At 29.7% G+C, this 16744-nt stretch carries 13 protein-coding genes and 1 pseudogene; all 14 read left to right on the top strand.

The features are described 5' to 3' along the window. Position 1: 1 nt before the first annotated feature. The gene (locus HNP25_RS05205; protein WP_184131344.1) at positions 2–682 is read left to right on the top strand and encodes an inositol monophosphatase family protein; all 681 of its coding nucleotides are present in this window, start codon (positions 2–4) and stop codon (positions 680–682) included. Continuing rightward, positions 627–2198, top strand: coding sequence for an N-acetylneuraminate synthase family protein (locus HNP25_RS05210; RefSeq protein ID WP_184131347.1), 1572 nt, complete (start codon positions 627–629; stop codon positions 2196–2198). Before HNP25_RS05205 ends, HNP25_RS05210 begins: the two co-directional genes overlap by 56 nt. 81 nt (positions 2199–2279) lie before the next feature. After that, positions 2280–3584, top strand: coding sequence for a sialidase family protein (locus tag HNP25_RS05215; protein ID WP_184131349.1), 1305 nt, complete (start codon positions 2280–2282; stop codon positions 3582–3584). Between the two features lie 391 nt (positions 3585–3975). Continuing rightward, positions 3976–4125, top strand: a pseudogene (locus HNP25_RS22035) (DapH/DapD/GlmU-related protein); the annotation flags it as partial. Between the two features lie 75 nt (positions 4126–4200). Then, the gene (locus HNP25_RS05225) at positions 4201–5472 is read left to right on the top strand and encodes a hypothetical protein (protein WP_184131355.1); all 1272 of its coding nucleotides are present in this window, start codon (positions 4201–4203) and stop codon (positions 5470–5472) included. A gap of 20 nt (positions 5473–5492) precedes the next feature. Next, complete coding sequence (locus tag HNP25_RS05230; protein ID WP_184131358.1) at positions 5493–7025, top strand: lipopolysaccharide biosynthesis protein; 1533 nt, start codon at positions 5493–5495, stop codon at positions 7023–7025. Positions 7026–7103: 78 nt separating this feature from the next. Next, positions 7104–8495, top strand: a complete 1392-nt coding sequence (locus HNP25_RS05235; protein WP_184131361.1) for an O-antigen ligase family protein — start codon at positions 7104–7106, stop codon at positions 8493–8495. 36 nt (positions 8496–8531) lie between these two features. Further along, positions 8532–9485: a glycosyltransferase family 2 protein gene (locus HNP25_RS05240; RefSeq protein WP_184131364.1), complete on the top strand. Its 954-nt coding sequence runs from the start codon at positions 8532–8534 to the stop codon at positions 9483–9485. A 151-nt stretch (positions 9486–9636) separates the two neighbouring features. Further along, positions 9637–10914: a glycosyltransferase family 4 protein gene (locus tag HNP25_RS05245; RefSeq protein ID WP_184131367.1), complete on the top strand. Its 1278-nt coding sequence runs from the start codon at positions 9637–9639 to the stop codon at positions 10912–10914. A gap of 226 nt (positions 10915–11140) precedes the next feature. After that, a complete protein-coding gene (locus tag HNP25_RS05250) occupies positions 11141–12232 on the top strand; it encodes a glycoside hydrolase family 99-like domain-containing protein (RefSeq protein ID WP_184131369.1) in 1092 nt (363 codons plus the stop codon). A 91-nt stretch (positions 12233–12323) separates the two neighbouring features. After that, a complete protein-coding gene (locus tag HNP25_RS05255; protein WP_184131371.1) occupies positions 12324–13277 on the top strand; it encodes a glycosyltransferase family 2 protein in 954 nt (317 codons plus the stop codon). Positions 13278–13331: 54 nt separating this feature from the next. After that, positions 13332–14471 carry a glycosyltransferase family 4 protein gene (locus HNP25_RS05260; protein WP_184131374.1) on the top strand — a complete coding sequence of 380 codons (1140 nt, stop codon included), beginning with the start codon at positions 13332–13334 and terminating at the stop codon, positions 14469–14471. Positions 14472–14495: 24 nt separating this feature from the next. Next, a complete protein-coding gene (locus tag HNP25_RS05265; protein ID WP_184131377.1) occupies positions 14496–15584 on the top strand; it encodes a glycoside hydrolase family 99-like domain-containing protein in 1089 nt (362 codons plus the stop codon). Positions 15585–15602: 18 nt separating this feature from the next. Continuing rightward, positions 15603–16700, top strand: coding sequence for a DUF1972 domain-containing protein (locus HNP25_RS05270; protein ID WP_184131380.1), 1098 nt, complete (start codon positions 15603–15605; stop codon positions 16698–16700). Positions 16701–16744: the final 44 nt, after the last annotated feature.

A 16744-nucleotide genomic window follows, 5' to 3' on the forward strand; every position in this document is an offset into this window, starting at 1 on the left:
TATGACGATATGTAATCAGATTAAGGAAATTATCATCAATAATTTACCTGAAATTATTTCTCTAAGGAAAGAAAAGATGCTAAAAGAGGATGGTAGTTATGTTTCTAAAGGAGATTTTTTATGCGAAAAGCTTGTAAAAGATTTTATTGCTTCAGAAATGAGTGATTACTTTTTAGTCTCTGAAGAATCTCCTGAAATTAATAATGCTAACTCAAAAAAAGATAAAGTAATTATTTTAGACCCAATAGATGGCACAGAAAATTTTGTCTCGGGTTTAAAAGAATGGGGTGTCGCTATCTGTATTTATGAAAACGGTGTTCATAAAGAGTCTATGCTAGCTCTTCCAGAATTAAATTGTTATCTAAAGACAGGAGATATTTTTGAAAAATTTGAATCAAGAATATGTGGGATATCTTCTAGTTTAACGAAAGAAGATATATTAAAACTTGAACCTGGTTTTGAATATAGAATTATCGGTTGTGCAGTATATAATATGTACAATGTAGTAACTGGTTCTTTTTTTAGCTTCGAAAATCCTAAAGGTGCTAAAGTTTGGGATATAATACCAGGTTTAAATTTAGCTTTAGAAAATGGATTATCAGTAACAGTAAATAACACACAATATCATGGAGAACTTCTTGACCCAAATCAGAAATATATTTTCAAAGTCCAAAACAGATAGAGTATATATACTCGGAAAAGGTGCTAGTTTAGGTAAAATTGCCAAATCGCAGTTAGAAAATGGTGTTGTCATTAATATTAATGACTCAGAAAGATTTTATGCTGGAGATATTGCCTTGGTTCATAGTTTATGGGCATATCAGAGTATTAAAGAAAACGGATTTAAAGCATCTTTGTATATCTCAGACAAACAGATGCCAGAGTCAGTTAATAGTCTTCAAGTTTCATATTTCCCAGATACTTATGAAACAACTGAAAGCTATTTGTTTTCAGCTCATGGTGATGAACTTTTTATATCAGATTTTTTATTCTTGTCAGCTATTAGATTAGGAATCGTAATGGCTAAGGAGCTAAATAAAAAGCTTGATATATACTTTTTAGGCTTTGATTTTGGCTCTGATTCAAATACAACATTGATTGAAGACTATTCTGGGCATAGTCAACAGTTTAGAGACGCTGTTCTTCGTACTCAAGAGGATACTTTTGTTAGAATTAAATCATACATAGAAACTGAAGTTCCTTCAATTAACATTCTTCATGTAGGACGTAAACCATATAGTGATATCTCTATTGGTTTATTTAATCAAGGTAATTTCACTGATTTTGCTGAACACAAAAGTAATAACGATTTGTATTTAGGGGTGAAAGAGAAAATCTTTGCAGGAATACCAATGGTTGTTGCTGAATTAACAAATAATCATATAGGTGACGAAAAAAGATTACGTACTATGATTAGAATGGCAAAAGATGAAGGTGCAGATATTATTAAAGTTCAAAGGAGAGATGTTGATTCATTTTACAGTGAGTCTGAGCTATCCAAACCATATAAGTCACCATTTGGAAACACTTTAGGTCATTATCGTAGAGCAGTTGAGCTTACAGATGATTTGTTTAAGGTATTGATTGATGAATGTAGAAAGAACGAGATTTTTTGGTTTACCTCTGTCTTAGATAAAAACTCTTATGAATATATATTACAATACAATCTACCGCTTATCAAACTTCCAAGCACCATTTCTAATCATAGAAATTATTTGAAACATGTGGCAGATACTTTTGATGGAGATATTGTAGTATCTACAGGTTTTACAGACAAAGAATATGAAGAGTTTGTACTAAATGAATTTACCACAAATAATAGATTACTTTATTTATTACAATGTACTTCCTCTTATCCTGCACCTCCAGATGCATGTAATATTGCAGTAATTAGACATTATAATGAAATAAGACATGAACGTTTTCCTAATATTATCCCCGGCTATTCTAGTCATGATGTAGGAGCATTAGCTTCGCAAATGGCAATTAGTGCGGGTGCATTGATGATAGAAAAACATGTTAAGTTAGGGAATTTAGATTGGGTACATTTTGACAGCGTTGCATTAGATATTTCTAAAGGTGAATTAAGGCAATTTGTTGAAGAGGTAAAAAAAGCAACAATTATATGTGGTGAAAAGGAGAAAAAAGTACATGCTAAGGAACATCACAAATATGTACCTAATGACAAAAGTAATTAAACTTATAGATAATGTATCCTAAACTATTTTGTGATATCTTATCATTCCATAAATCCTAAATATAATGTATTTCTCTCTTACATGAAAAAATTGATATTACTTGTTATTGTTTTATTGTTCAATACGCTTGGTTTTTCAAGTTGTAAAGATGATTTATCCATTTCTTCTCAAGTTATTATTCCCAAAGATACTGTACTGCTCGAAAAAAATGTTACAAAAGAACAAGCCATTCAATACGGAGATGAATTGATAAAAAAGCAGGTTGCTATTTCTAAATTTGAGGGAGAAATTTATGCACATGATTCAAAATTGTTGATTGTAGATGGGATTGGTTATTGTGCATATTACGGTAATGATGCAAGTACTCAGGAGGGAGTTGCTGGGCAAGCCGTAAGACTGTCTGTATTTGATATTGAGAATCCTAGAGATAAAGTAGTGTATGATGTTTTTAAATCAGGGGTAAACTATTCTAATGGTATTAAATTCGATGATGAACATCCATGCTATACACCTGTATTGTTTAGAACTAAAGAGGGTTCAATAAGAATACTTAGTAAGGTTTATCAGAAAGGAGTATCAAAATATTATTACCGAGATTTTGATATAAAAACTAAAAACATTTCTGAACCTAAAATTTGTAAAATAGTTAACGATAACCTTAGTCTAATTGATTTTGATATTGTAAATGTAAGAAAGAGTCTTAAAGTTATCTTGGGAGAGAACTACAAGCTTAGTACTGATTTTATGTTTATGACATCCGAACCAGTTAGGAATGGAGATAGTTTTTTAATAGGACTTACTATTGGCAAGTTTACTGTAAATTGGCAAACAGATGAAGGAACGACTATATTGATGAAAACAGATAACGCTGGTCAATCTTTTACTGTGATGGGAGCTCCTGATAGTAGACAAATTGCTACAAAGTATTGTCTCCAATTTGTAGAAGGTGCATTTGACTTAATTGATAACAATGGAAAGAATATGCTTCTGATAGGAAGGAATAGTTTAGGGAATATTATGCTCAGTGGAAGTATTGATGGAGGATATACTTTTACTACTCCTTATTCTTTAAATCAGGCTTGTGGATATAATACCTTGGCTTCTAAACCTAATCTAATAAAATATAACGAGGGGTATCTATCTATCTGGAATACAACAGAAAATGCAAATAATTACAATTACAGAACAACTTTGGAAATTAGATACGGTAAAGATCCATCAATGTGTGGAAACCCTGTAAAAATTAAATTTAGAAACCAGTTTGGATGTCACTATCCATCGTTGTTTAGATATAAAAATAATTTTTATCTTACTTATACAACTGATTCTAGAAGATTTAATAGAAACAGTACAGGTGAAATCTGTTTTATAAAGTTACCATTTTAAAATAAAAAGTATGAAAAAAATCTTATTAATATTAATTCCGATTAGTGCAAGAAAGATAATATTTAACTGGTTATCATCATTGGAATGGTTCTTTTTAAATAGTATAATATCTTCTTTTCCTTCTCAAAGAATAAGAATTTGGGTTTTGAATTTGATGGGAGCAAAAATTCCTAAATCAACAGCTTTATATGGAGGCAATGAATATAGAAATCCAAAAGGACTTACAATAGGAATGAATACTGCTTTAGGGCATAGAGCTGTTTTGGATGCAAGAATGGGACTCGAAATAGGTAATAACGTTTGCTTTGGTACAGAGGTTATGATTTGGTCATTACATCATGATTATAATGATATTGGATTTAAAGGTATTGGAGGAAAGGTTACAATTTCTGATTATGTATGGTTAGGTTCACGATGTATTATTCTCCCTGGAGTAACTATTGGAGAAGGTGCTGTGGTTGCAGCAGGAGCTGTTGTTACAAAAGATGTTGAGCCTTATACAGTAGTAGGTGGTATTCCTGCTAAGAAAATTTCTCTCAGAGAAAGAAAAGAGTATAATTATTCTCCGAATGCTGATAGACTTCATTTTGTGTAAAATAACTAATATTTCGATAGAATGACTGATAACAATTACTTTCAAAAATATATAGAACTAAAAAAGAAGTTTGGTTTTTTATATAAAGAAATAGATTTAGGAAAAGCTTTAGCTCATGATATAGCTAAAATTACTTTTAATCAAAATAGTGCGAATCAAGCTATTGAAATATTTCATAATATATTTTACAAGATTGATTTTAATCAATTGAAAAAGTCAATGGCAAGTAATAAAATTGTCTGTATTTATTCGGTTGATAGACTAGACTACAAGTATCAGCTTGAGCAAACATTTAAGTATATAGATTCATCGGAAATTTGGATTTTAAGTGATTTTTCTTGGAAAAAAAGCTTTAATATACTTAGAATTCTCAAAGCCTTTTTTTATACTTTGGAAATATCTTGTTCTTATCAATTAAATTTTAAACAAATAATTTTTTTAGCAAGCCGACTGGTATATTACAAAAATCTTTGTGATCAACTTTATCAAACTTTTGATAAGTTTGATAATGAGGGTAAAGTATTTGTAGCCTTTAATAGTGCTTTTACAGTTGAAAATTTGCTAACTCAATTTTTCAGAGGACAAGATGTTCGAACAATTTCTCTATCACATTGCATTTTTACATCTTATAAAAGTTTTGTTCCTTTAGATATAATAAATTTAGAGAATATTGTATCTGAAAAGCTTCTTGTTTGGGGAGAGTCTTCAAGAAATTATCTAATTAACCATTTTGGAGCTTCTAAAGACAGTATAGAAGTAGCAGGTAATCCAAAATATTCTCTAAAAGTTATCAATGTTAAACAAAGTTTTAAAAAAGGGGTAGTACTTCTTGGTAGAAAAATTTATGAAGAATCAAACTTTGATATAGTAAATATATTAAAAAAACTATTACACACATTACCTAATATATGTTTAGAACTAAAACTTCACCTTTCGTTAGATAGTGCTATTTATAAAAAACTATGCGAAGGTACTAATATAAGTGTTATTGAAGGCAAAGAATCATTAAATGAGCTTTTTGAGAAAAAGGGTTATGACTTTGCCATCGTTAATAATTCAACTGCATATTACGAAGCAATGTATTATGACATGGTATGCTTTCGTTATGAGCCATCAGAAAATGAAAAATTTGAAGGATTGGACGATTACTTTCATGATACTTCAAGCCTATTAGATAGAATTTCAATGTTTCAATCTACAAGTTCCGAAAATCTTAATTTCCATGTTGAAAGAGTATTGACTGAAGCCATTGGGATGGGAATAAATCGATACAAAGAACTACTAGAAAGTTAAGATATTAACATATAATTCAAATGAAAGGTTTTAAAAATATATTTGGTGGTGTTGCTTGGAGTATTATTTCTAATGTTATTGGAGCTGGATATAGTTTTCTTTCGGTTCCATTATTACTAACCTACTTTGGTAAGGAGCAGTATGGACTTATTGGGATAGCACTGTCTGTGAATGTTTATTTGAGAATTCTTGATATGGGATTTTCCTCTGGAAATGTTAAGTTTTTTTCAACATACTTAGTGAAAAATGACCTTGATGGTTTAAACAAACTTTTTCAATCCAGTCTATTATTTTACATATCAATTGCATTGATTAATGCTTTAATTTTGTTTGGTTTGAGTTTTTATTGCCAAGAAATTTTTCATTTAACTATAGAGGAAAATCAAGTATTTAAGAAACTTCTTTACATATTGATAATAACATCTTTTCCTGTTTGGGGTTCTAATGTTATGGAACAGTTATTGAGGGCTAAAGAATTAGTTGCTTGGCAACAAAGAGTATTGTTATTATCTAAAATAGGTCAAATAGCATCGATGTTACTAACAATTTTTTTAAAACTAAGCGTTGTTAGTTTTTTTGCAATCAATACATGTAGTTTTTTAATAGTTATACCTTTTTACATAGCAAGAATTAAAAACATGTCTTTAGGGTTATCCTTTATGCCCATGTATCACAAAAAAGCAATGGCTGAGGTATTACCATATTGTTTAAGTGTATTCTCATTTGGTTTATTTCAGTTCTCTGCCAATTACCTAAGGCCTGTGCTATTAGGCATGAAATTAGGGTTATCTGTAGTTACGGATTTTCGATTAATAGAAGGTATTGCTAATCTGATACTGATACTTGGGTCAAGTTTTTTGGGAGTGATATTACCTCACGCAACTAAGGCTAAAGCCTTGGGTGATAAAGAAGCTGAAATGCAAATAGCTAGTAATGGAACAAAGTACATTAGTATTTTTTTGGCATTCTTGATATTTAGTTTTGTTTTAAGCTCCAAAGAAATAATAATAATGTACGTGGGAGCGGAGAATTCCTACCTATCATATTGGTTTAATATCTGGGCAATATCGCTTTTAGGTCTTCATAGTTCTGCTCTATCAAGTATAGTTCTTTCGGGGAATGTTCTTAGACCAATTGTTTATATGTCTGCGTTTTCTACTATATTTTCCCTTACCGCAGCTTGGTTTCTAATGAATTATTTTGGAATGGGTGGGGTGATTATATCTTATTCATTGTATGTAATACTTCAAATGGGTTATTATTATATCTATTATTATCCTACCAAACTGGGCTATAATTCTAATAAGATATTTATTCATTCGTTTTTTGTACCAGTTGTAAGTATCGGGTGTATTTGTTTGGCTATTTATAACTTATCAGCGTTTATTGTATTTTCTAAACTCTATTATGCTGTGTTATACAAAGAATTATTATTTGTTTGTCTAGCAATACCTGTTGCCTATAGCTTCTTTTTTGACAGAAGTGAAAAAATATACATAGCAGATAAGGTAAAAAAAATCACAAAAAAAATAAAGACCATCAACAGACCTTGAGTAAAATAAAGGTGGACAAATACAGAAGAGGTATAAGGTAGAAACTATAAAGAGTCGTAATTGTATAATTCACAGTAAATGGAAGGATATTTTTTTCAATTAATAGCATTTGGTATAGTGTACAAAATGTATCAAGCGGTCTATGTAGAACGGTTAGCTTGGTTTTTGTTTGCCATTTTATTTATTCCTGATCATTTCCCATTGTTTAGCACAACTATTGCATCAAGGTTCTTTATATTTTCCTTAATGTGCATATTCATATTGAAAAATTATAATAATTTAATAAAGAAAATAAAGAGTTTTCCATTGAAATATAGTTGGGGAGCTGTTTTGATTGGGTTCATTATAACATCCATTGCAGACGTTAGACTAAAACTAGATTTCGTGAAAATTATTCTTTGGGGAGGTGGTTTTTTCTTAGATAATTTTTTGGTTGTATTTTTATGTTATAATCTTATCAAAACATTTGATGACCTTATTCGAGCCTACAAGATTATACTACTATTTTTTGGCGTTTTATCAGTTTATGGAATTTATAATATAGTCACACGAGATAATTTTTATATGTCTATCATTTCTAATGTTTATGGTGTAAGAGATTTAGCAGAGGTATATATGTCGGGTAGGGATGGTCGTTTTCGGATTTCTTCGTTTACTTGGCATCCAATTTATTATGGTTTTGTGTTGGGAATGGGGATTTTAATGAGTTTGTTACTACTTATTAGTATAAAGTTAAAGACTCTTTCAAAAAGAGTATATCTGTGTATATTACTGGGAGTAATAGTGAATTTACTTTTTGTAAATTCTCGGACTCCTTTCTTTTCCTTGATAGCAGGGCTACTGATTTTCTTAGTATTTGGACTAGATTTGCAAAAGAAGTTAAGATTTACATTTATTGCAATAGGGCTTTCAAGTATCTTATTGACTAGCGTGCCTAAGTTTTCTGAGTTTGTGAACGATTCATTAGATACTTTTAGTAGTAAAGGGTCTAAATTAGAAGGAAGTTCGGTAGAAATGCGAAATATGCAACTAGATGCAGCATTATTGATTTTTAGCAAAAATCCTGTAACAGGTAACGGTATTGATTATATTATAACAAACTTGGGTTTTTCTTCCGAAGTTGAAAACCGAGTAAGTGATAGTGATTTTGCAGGGTTTGAGAGTTACTTATACAAAATGCTAATAGAACAAGGGTTGATAGGGATTGTTAGTCAAACAGTGTTTATCTTATCTATTATGTTTTACTTGGTCGGTCATACTGTTCGGTCTAAAAGTACCATCCGTAAACAGTTTGCTATATTAAACATAGCAATGCTATGTTGTTTTTTACTTTTTATTTTTGGAACAGGTGATTTAGGAACATTTAAAATTTACTTTTCAATTTTAGGAATTAATTTAAAAGGCTTAGAAAGCCTTAAGATGAAAGAGCAGGCTATGTTAGCACAAAATGCTGCTATTTTAGATGTATAGTATTTATTAATAAATCTATAAAAACTAACACATACAATGGTAAAACAAAATAATAGGCTTGCAATAGTAATACCAGCATACAAAAGAAAATATTTGAAAGAAACTCTCGATTCACTTAAAAATCAGACTAATCAAGCCTTTTCACTCTATATTGGAGATGATAATAGCCCTGAAGATCTTTGGGAGGTTATTAAAGAATTTACTAACGATTTACAAATTGAATATACTAAATTTGATTCAAACTGGGGTGGGAAAGACCTAGTAAGTCATTGGAATAGATGCTTGGATTTGATTAAAAATGAAGATTGGATATGGTTATTTTCAGATGATGATTGTATGGATACGAATTGTGTAGAAGTCTTTTACAATCACATAAATGCAAATCCAAATCATGAATTAATCCATTTTAATGTTAAAGTAATAGATCATATTAGCAAGGAGATTCCTCATTACGAGCAACTCAATAATTTTGAGACATTTATGTCTTCAAAAGACTTTTTTAAAGCCAAAATACTTGGAAATATTCATAGTTATGTTGTAGAATATGTTTTTCATAAAAAACTATTATCAAAATATGGAAAATTTGTAAACTTTGATTTAGCCTGGTGTTCTGATGATGCTACTTGGATAAAATTTGCACAAGAAACAGGTATAAATACGGTAAAAGGTGCAGCAGTTAGTTGGAGACTTAGTGGAATAAATATATCTTCTAAAAATGAGCCAGCTATTGTTAGAAGAAAACTTGATGCTAAACTTTCTTACTTTATCTGGGTACGACTAATTCTGGGAAAGTTACCTTTAAATAAGCTTCATATTATAAAGTGGTTTTTTATAGAGCTGGATGAAGATAAAACACTAAATTTTGCCACTAAATTAAGATTAGCTTTTAAGTATAGTAATCATCTTTGGGATATCGGTACCGCTATTTTTGCAACTACCTACATTGTATATAAAAATGTAAGAATTAAAATGGCTCTTTTAACGAAATAATAATTTATCAATTACGCAATAAAGTAAATAAGAATATCAAAACTTCTATTTAGTCCCTTATATATTTAATACACTAACAAAATTATTATTAAGAAGGATACTAAAGTGCAAATATTGTGTAAGTGAAAATTATTTTTTATTTGATTTAAACATGAAGTATTCAAAAAAAAAAACATTGCTTATTGTTACAGAATGCTTGCCTTACCCGCTTAATTCAGGAGGAAATATCGCACAGTTTGAAATGAACGACAAGCTGAGGGAGCATTTTAACATAATTATGATATTCCCTCTTCACAAAGGTCAAGAAACCTATTTTGAGGAGTTGCAAAGTATCTGGACAGATGTTAAGTTCTTTCCATTTATAAATAGTAATACAAATAGGTTACATAAACTGATCTATAAAAAACCATTAGTTTGGTATAATACCTTTTTGAAAAAGAGGTTATTACGGATGTCAAACTTAGCTTATATTGACGATTTTATACTCAAAAATTCAAAGATTTTCAGTTCTGGATACCTTGATGTGGAAGGGGGATTGGTTGAACGAGTAAAAAGAGTAATTGATGATAATCAAATTGATTACATTCAAGTAGAATTTTATGAACTACTAACTCTAATTAGTTATTTACCCCAAAATATAAAGAGAATATTTGTAAACCATGAATTAAGGTATGTTCGAGAAAGAAGAGAATTAGAGTTATTAACAACAGAAATTCCATTTTTAAGATATCTTTTTATCAGGAATAAGGGTTATGAAATATCCTTTATGAATGAGTATGATAGAGTAGTTACAGTCTCTGATGATGATTGCAAAGAATTGTCAAAGTATCTACCTTCAGATAAACTTTATTCTTCACCGCTGACAATAAAACTACCAAAAGTGGAAGAAAGTAAGGAAATCTCAGAGATAAAAAAGATTATTTTTCTTGGTGGAGAGGAACATTTTCCAAATAATGATGGAATACAGTGGTTCATAGAAAGTTGCTGGGAAAAACTTTGTAAGACATACCCAAACCTACAATTTTCGATTGTAGGAAAATGGAGTGATGACGCTCAAGTCAAGTATTCGAAGTATAATAATATACTATTTCATGGTTTTGTAGATGACTTAGGCACTGTTCTCAAAGATGGGATTTTTGTTGTTCCAATTAGAATTGGGAGCGGAATGAGAATGAAGATTATTGATGCAGTTAACTATAATCTTCCTTTTGTTACTACAACAGTTGGTGTTGAGGGGTTATTATTTAAGAATAACATTGACTGCCTCCATGCTGATGATAGTCAAATGTTTATTAATAGTATTGCTAAATTAATTGAGGATAAACAACTTAGAGAAAATTTATCTAAAAATGCAAAATACACATTGCTAACTGAATATTCACATGATAAACTTATAGGAAGAAGGTTAAATTTGTACCAAACTTTGTAATAAAAATTTACATGTAAAATAATTTGACGAACACATGGTAGATATTTTATCTATTATTAAGTGAATTTATAAATATAATTTGATAAACGCTTGTTAATAAATACAAAAATCAAATTTTCACTTTTTAAAGGTTCTTACTCAACTATTTTTTCTTAAATCAAATAAAAAAGTAATCTCATACATTTAGCCTGTGACATAATAGATCAATTTTTAATTTCAATAAATTATGGATAATAAATTAAGAGCCCTTGCAGTGTATCTACCTCAATTCCATCCTATTCCTGAAAATGACTTATGGTGGGGGAAAGGTTTCACTGAATGGAGAAATGTAGTTAAAGGGAAAACTATTGTTAAAGGTCAATATCAACCACATTTGCCAGGAGAGTTAGGATTTTATGATTTGAGAATTCCTGAGATAAGAGAACAACAAGCAGATTTAGCAAAAAAAAGCGGTATTTACGGATTTTGCTATTACCACTACTGGTTTAATGGTAAACGTTTATTAGAAAGACCCTTGAATGAAGTATTAGAGTCTGGGAAACCTGACTTCCCTTTTTGTGTTTGTTGGGCAAATGAGAATTGGTCTAGGAACTGGGATGGAAGAACTAAAGATATGTTAATGGAGCAAAATTATTCTAAACAGGATGATATAGATCACATAACTTATTTATGTAAAGAAGTTTTTTCTGATAAAAGATATATAACAGTTGATGGTAAACCGGTATTCATTATATATAGACCATCCTTATTTCCGAATATTAAAGAAACAACGGAAACATGGAGAAATGAAGCAAAAAAATATGGATTTAATGATCTTTATCTAGTTTTCTTTTGGTCTTTTGATAGTGGAATTGAACCAATGTCAATTGGATTTGATGCAGCAGCTCAATTTACTCCAAATAAAATGGGGTTCGTGAGAAAAAAAGCAATAGCAAGTGAATTAATTAGAAAACTAGGTGTATTTGCACCCGTTCGAAGCAAATATTTAGTAATAGATTACAAAGAGGTAGTTGATTACTATAAAAACTTTGAATTTCCGGAAAACTTCACTTTATATCCTTGCGTAACACCAATGTGGGATAACTATGTCAGAAGGAGGGAAAAAGGAGGAATGGTTTTGACTAATTCAACTCCTGAAAAGTATAAAGAGTGGCTAGAGAACATTTGTAAGCGTTGGAAACCTCAAAGTGAGGATGAAAATTTTGTTTTTATAAATGCTTGGAATGAATGGGCTGAAGGGAATCATTTAGAGCCTTGTGAAAAATGGGGAACAAAATACCTTGATGCAACTAAAGAAGTGCTTGTTAAAGAAGATTAATTCTTTTTATTAGAGTAAAGTATTGTGATGATAATTTAATTCGAGTGAAATATGATATTTTCTTCTTGAAGAAGTTTTAAATCAAATATTTATGAATAAAGGCTTATCAATAATTATTACTTATTATAATGGATACAACTATATATTTAATTGTATTGACTCATTATTGGCATCTTTTTCAAATTCAAAATCTAAATTGAAGTTTGAAGTTATTTTAGTTGTAGATTCTCCAAATGATCCCAAACTTGATAATTATAAGGTATTTGATAAATATTATGAAATGTTAGATTTAACTATATTAAAGAATGAGTTTAATATCGGTGTATCAGAATCTAGAAATAAAGGCTTAAAGAGTGTAAAGTTTAACCATTTTACAATAATTGACCAAGATGACTTAGTTACACTTAACTATTTTTCTGTATTGGAAAATAATATTAATATTTTTGATTTTGACTTATACATTATTAACGCTAATATTAGGTATACTAAAAGTAACACTGAGTCTAAAATGTTTTACTTTACACCAAAATTTGAACTTGAAAGTATATTATTTCAAAATACTAATATTATTACTCCTGCATTGATAATTTTCAATTCAAATGCTGTGAAAACTGACGGTCTCTTTATCGAAACATCAGAAAAATATAAAGGTTGTGATGACTGGGCTGCCTATCTAAATATTTTAATGAAAAATAATAGCATTAAGTATAGATATATAGAGGATGTATTATTTACTTATTGTTATCATGATAATAACTACAGTCATAATTTAAAAGAAATGATATTTTCTTCCATAACTGTTATTGATTTCTTTATTAAAGTTACAGACAAGTCAAATACAAAAATTCTAAATGCTTTAACTTTTGCTAGGAAAAGATATGAATTTTTATATTATCAAAAGGTTAAGAAAATGAATTACTTTGATTTAATTAGGTATTTTTCTGACCAATTTTTTTATCAATATTTCTTTTCGTTTTTTAATTTTGACAGACTTAGTAGATTGTTCTACAGGTTGTCCAGATTAAAAAAAAATGTATTTCCTTAAAAGTATTTACAAATCATTGAGTTTAATTTTTAAGCATCATTAACACATTTTATCATGAACATTCTTTTACTTCATAGTTCTTCAGATTTATACGGGGCAAGTAAAATCCTTCTGACTACAGTTAAGCTTTTAAAAAATGATTTTCAAATAACAGTCGTTTTATCAGAGGAAGGTCCGCTAGCAATAGCTTTAAGAGAAGAAGAGATAGATGTCGTTATTATTAGGCTTGGAATTTTGAGAAGAAAGTATTTTAATCCAACAGGATTATTGAACAGATTACTTGTTCTAAAAAACGCAAAAGAAGCATTGACAAAAGTAGTAATTGAAAAAAAAATTAATATCATTTATTCAAATACTGCAGCAGTACTAATTGGAGTCTTGGTTGCAAAAAGTTGTAACATTAAGCATATATGGCATATTCACGAAATTATTCCAAAACCTATTTGGTTCTCTAAATTTATTGGGTTTCTTTTAAATAATTTTAGTGATAAGGTTGTAGTTGTTTCTGACGCTGTGAATAACCATTGGAAACCATTGATAAAAAATAAGGAGAAGTTAGTAACCATTTATAATGGTATAGATTATAATCCTTACTTGGAGTCAATCCCAACTTTGAGAGATGAACTAGGAATAAAAGATGGGATTTTATTGATTGGGATGGTTGGAAGAGTGCACTTCTGGAAAGGACAAAAGTATTTTCTAGAACTAGTATCTTTAATAAATGAAAAATTTGAGAATGTCAGATTTGTAATGGTTGGAGATGCATTTCCAGGATATGAGTACTTATATGATGAACTAAGTATTCAAAAAAAAGAGCTCAATATAGAAAATGTAGTATATGATTTAGGATTTAGAACAGACATTCCTCAAATTCTTAAAAGTTTTGATTTATTCATATCACCATCCATTTTACCAGACCCTTTACCTACAGTTATTTTAGAAGCTATGGCTTCAGGTGTTCCTGTTATAGCAACAAACCACGGTGGGTCTGTGGAAATGGTTTCAAATGGAAGAACAGGAGTCTTAATTCCCTGGGATAATGCTCAAAAAGCTTTTGAGTTTTTTAAACCACTAATTGAGAATAAAGAGCAAAGATTATTAATGGGAATCGAAGGGCAAAAGCGTGTTTTAGAACACTTTTCTATCAATTCCTTTAAAGAGAATATGAGAAAAATACTAAAATCTTTAGATTGAACTACGTATAAATTTGCCCAAACAATGTTAAAAAATCTTAAGTATGTTTTGCTTGGCTTTTTAGTATCAATTTGCTTAGCTTTTTCTATATTGAGAGAGACAAAAAACAATGATATAACATTAGGAGCTTACTATTTTGATGGTTGGACAGGAGCTTATCCTAATCATATTACAAAAAAATTAGTTGATTCATTTTCTTTAAGAGAACCTAAATGGGGATGGCTAACAAGTTCTCAGCAAATTGTTAATGAGCAAATTGATGAAGCATCAAATGCAGGATTGTCTTTTTTTAGCTTTTGTTGGTATATGAATTCCTCTAAAAAGCCTAGTGAAGAGCCTTTAAATAATGCTTTAAAATATTTTAGAAACTCTCCCAATAAAAATAAACTTAAATATTGTATCATGGTGGCTAATCACCAAGGATATGAAATTGATAAAAATGATTGGAATCTTGTTTCAAAGGAATGGTTGGAATTATTTTCAGATAAAAGTTACTTAAAGGTTAATGAGAAACCTTTACTAATTTTTTTTAGTATCAATTCTTTAATTACAAAGTTTGGTTCGACTGAAAATGTAAAGAGTGCATTAGATAGTTTAAGATATGCAGCGGTTAATTCTGGACTGAGAGGTATTTCATTTGCTGTTTGTATAAATCCATCCAAAACTAATATCCAAAAGGCTGAAAGTTGTGGTTTTGATATTCTAACAGGATATAATTATCATTCGGCTGGTTTTAGAGGAAATAAAATGAAAATCCCTATTGATAGTTTAATTTTTGCTGAAAGAAAGGTTTGGGATTCTTTTAACAGTCTAAGCAAACTTAATTATATCCCTGTTTCTACTTTGAACTGGGATCCACGTCCATGGGCGAATACCTATAATAACTATGCTAAAGAACCTTATTATGTTGGTTTTTCTCCTGAGTCTGTTTTTCGTTCTGTTAAAAACTGTGTCAGTTGGATCAAAGAAAATACAAGAAATGCCACAAAAGAAAAAATAGCCATTTTATATGCTTGGAACGAAAATGGTGAGGGTGCTTGGTTGACACCTGGAAAAAATGGATTTAATCCATCAAAAAGACTAAAAAAAGCATTGAGTACTTCTATAAAGTAATGTTACAATTTATATTTTATGAAAATAGCTATACTAGGTACAAGAGGAATCCCAAATAACTATGGAGGTTTTGAACAATTTGCAGAATACTTAGCAGATGGTTTAGTTCAAAGAGGGATTGAAGTCTCAGTTTACAATAGTCACAATCATCCTTATCAAGAAAAGGTTTGGAGAGATGTTGAAATTATTCACTGTTACGACCCAGAGGATAAGTATGGAACAGCTGGACAATTTATTTATGATTTAAATTGTATTCTTGATTCAAGGAAAAGAAATTTTGATATTATTCTTCAATTAGGATATACCAGTAGTACGATTTGGGGATGGTTATTACCTTCTAAAAGTATTATAACTACCAATATGGATGGCTTAGAATGGATACGTAGTAAATATTCTAAACCAGTTCAACGTTTTTTGGAATTTGCAGAATATTTGGGAACTAAATTTAGTGACCATTGGATTTCAGATTCTATAGGTATTCAGGAGTATCTTAATCAAAAATACAAGCTTGATTCTGTTTATATACCTTATGGTGCTTTTGTTTTTGAAAACCCTGATGATAAAGATTTAGTCGCTTACCAAGTACAACCATATCAATATGATATGTTGATTGCTCGACTTGAACCCGAAAATAATATTGAAACAATATTAGATGGTGTTGTTAATGCAAAAACCAAAAGGACTTTTTTAGTAATTGGTAAACATCAAACTAAATTTGGAGAATATTTAAAAAGTAAATTTCAATCAAGTGAACATATCAAATTTATTGGTGGTATTTATGATATTAATGTTTTGAACAATCTTCGGCACTATTCAAATATTTATTTTCATGGTCATTCTGTCGGAGGAACAAATCCTTCTTTATTGGAAGCAATGGCCTCAAGTGCCTTAATATGTGCTAATAGAAATAAGTTTAACTCTACTATCTTAGAGAATGATGCTTTCTATTTTTCAAATGCTAAAGAGGTAAGTTTTATTTTAGAGACGGAAGAAAAGTCAAATCAGCAAGTAAAGGTAGAGGCTAATTTTAATAAAATTAAAGAGATTTATACATGGAATCTCATCGTTGAACAATATTTAAATCATTTTAAACAAATTTATTCCATTGGCAAATAACAATAGATTTATTGTGATATAAATCTATTGGATAAAGTCTAATT

The organism is Arcicella rosea (assembly GCF_014204325.1).
Taxonomy (GTDB): domain Bacteria; phylum Bacteroidota; class Bacteroidia; order Cytophagales; family Spirosomataceae; genus Arcicella; species Arcicella rosea_A.

What these genes read in the sequence shown, in the direction of transcription:
- HNP25_RS05205 (WP_184131344.1), top strand. Translation starts at nt 2, where the DNA reads ATGACGATATGTAATCAGATTAAGGAAATTATCATCAATAATTTACCT.
- HNP25_RS05210 (WP_184131347.1), top strand. Translation starts at nt 627, where the DNA reads ATGGAGAACTTCTTGACCCAAATCAGAAATATATTTTCAAAGTCCAAA.
- HNP25_RS05215 (WP_184131349.1), top strand. Translation starts at nt 2,280, where the DNA reads ATGAAAAAATTGATATTACTTGTTATTGTTTTATTGTTCAATACGCTT.
- HNP25_RS05225 (WP_184131355.1), top strand. Translation starts at nt 4,201, where the DNA reads ATGACTGATAACAATTACTTTCAAAAATATATAGAACTAAAAAAGAAG.
- HNP25_RS05230 (WP_184131358.1), top strand. Translation starts at nt 5,493, where the DNA reads ATGAAAGGTTTTAAAAATATATTTGGTGGTGTTGCTTGGAGTATTATT.
- HNP25_RS05235 (WP_184131361.1), top strand. Translation starts at nt 7,104, where the DNA reads ATGGAAGGATATTTTTTTCAATTAATAGCATTTGGTATAGTGTACAAA.
- HNP25_RS05240 (WP_184131364.1), top strand. Translation starts at nt 8,532, where the DNA reads ATGGTAAAACAAAATAATAGGCTTGCAATAGTAATACCAGCATACAAA.
- HNP25_RS05245 (WP_184131367.1), top strand. Translation starts at nt 9,637, where the DNA reads ATGAAGTATTCAAAAAAAAAAACATTGCTTATTGTTACAGAATGCTTG.
- HNP25_RS05250 (WP_184131369.1), top strand. Translation starts at nt 11,141, where the DNA reads ATGGATAATAAATTAAGAGCCCTTGCAGTGTATCTACCTCAATTCCAT.
- HNP25_RS05255 (WP_184131371.1), top strand. Translation starts at nt 12,324, where the DNA reads ATGAATAAAGGCTTATCAATAATTATTACTTATTATAATGGATACAAC.
- HNP25_RS05260 (WP_184131374.1), top strand. Translation starts at nt 13,332, where the DNA reads ATGAACATTCTTTTACTTCATAGTTCTTCAGATTTATACGGGGCAAGT.
- HNP25_RS05265 (WP_184131377.1), top strand. Translation starts at nt 14,496, where the DNA reads ATGTTAAAAAATCTTAAGTATGTTTTGCTTGGCTTTTTAGTATCAATT.
- HNP25_RS05270 (WP_184131380.1), top strand. Translation starts at nt 15,603, where the DNA reads ATGAAAATAGCTATACTAGGTACAAGAGGAATCCCAAATAACTATGGA.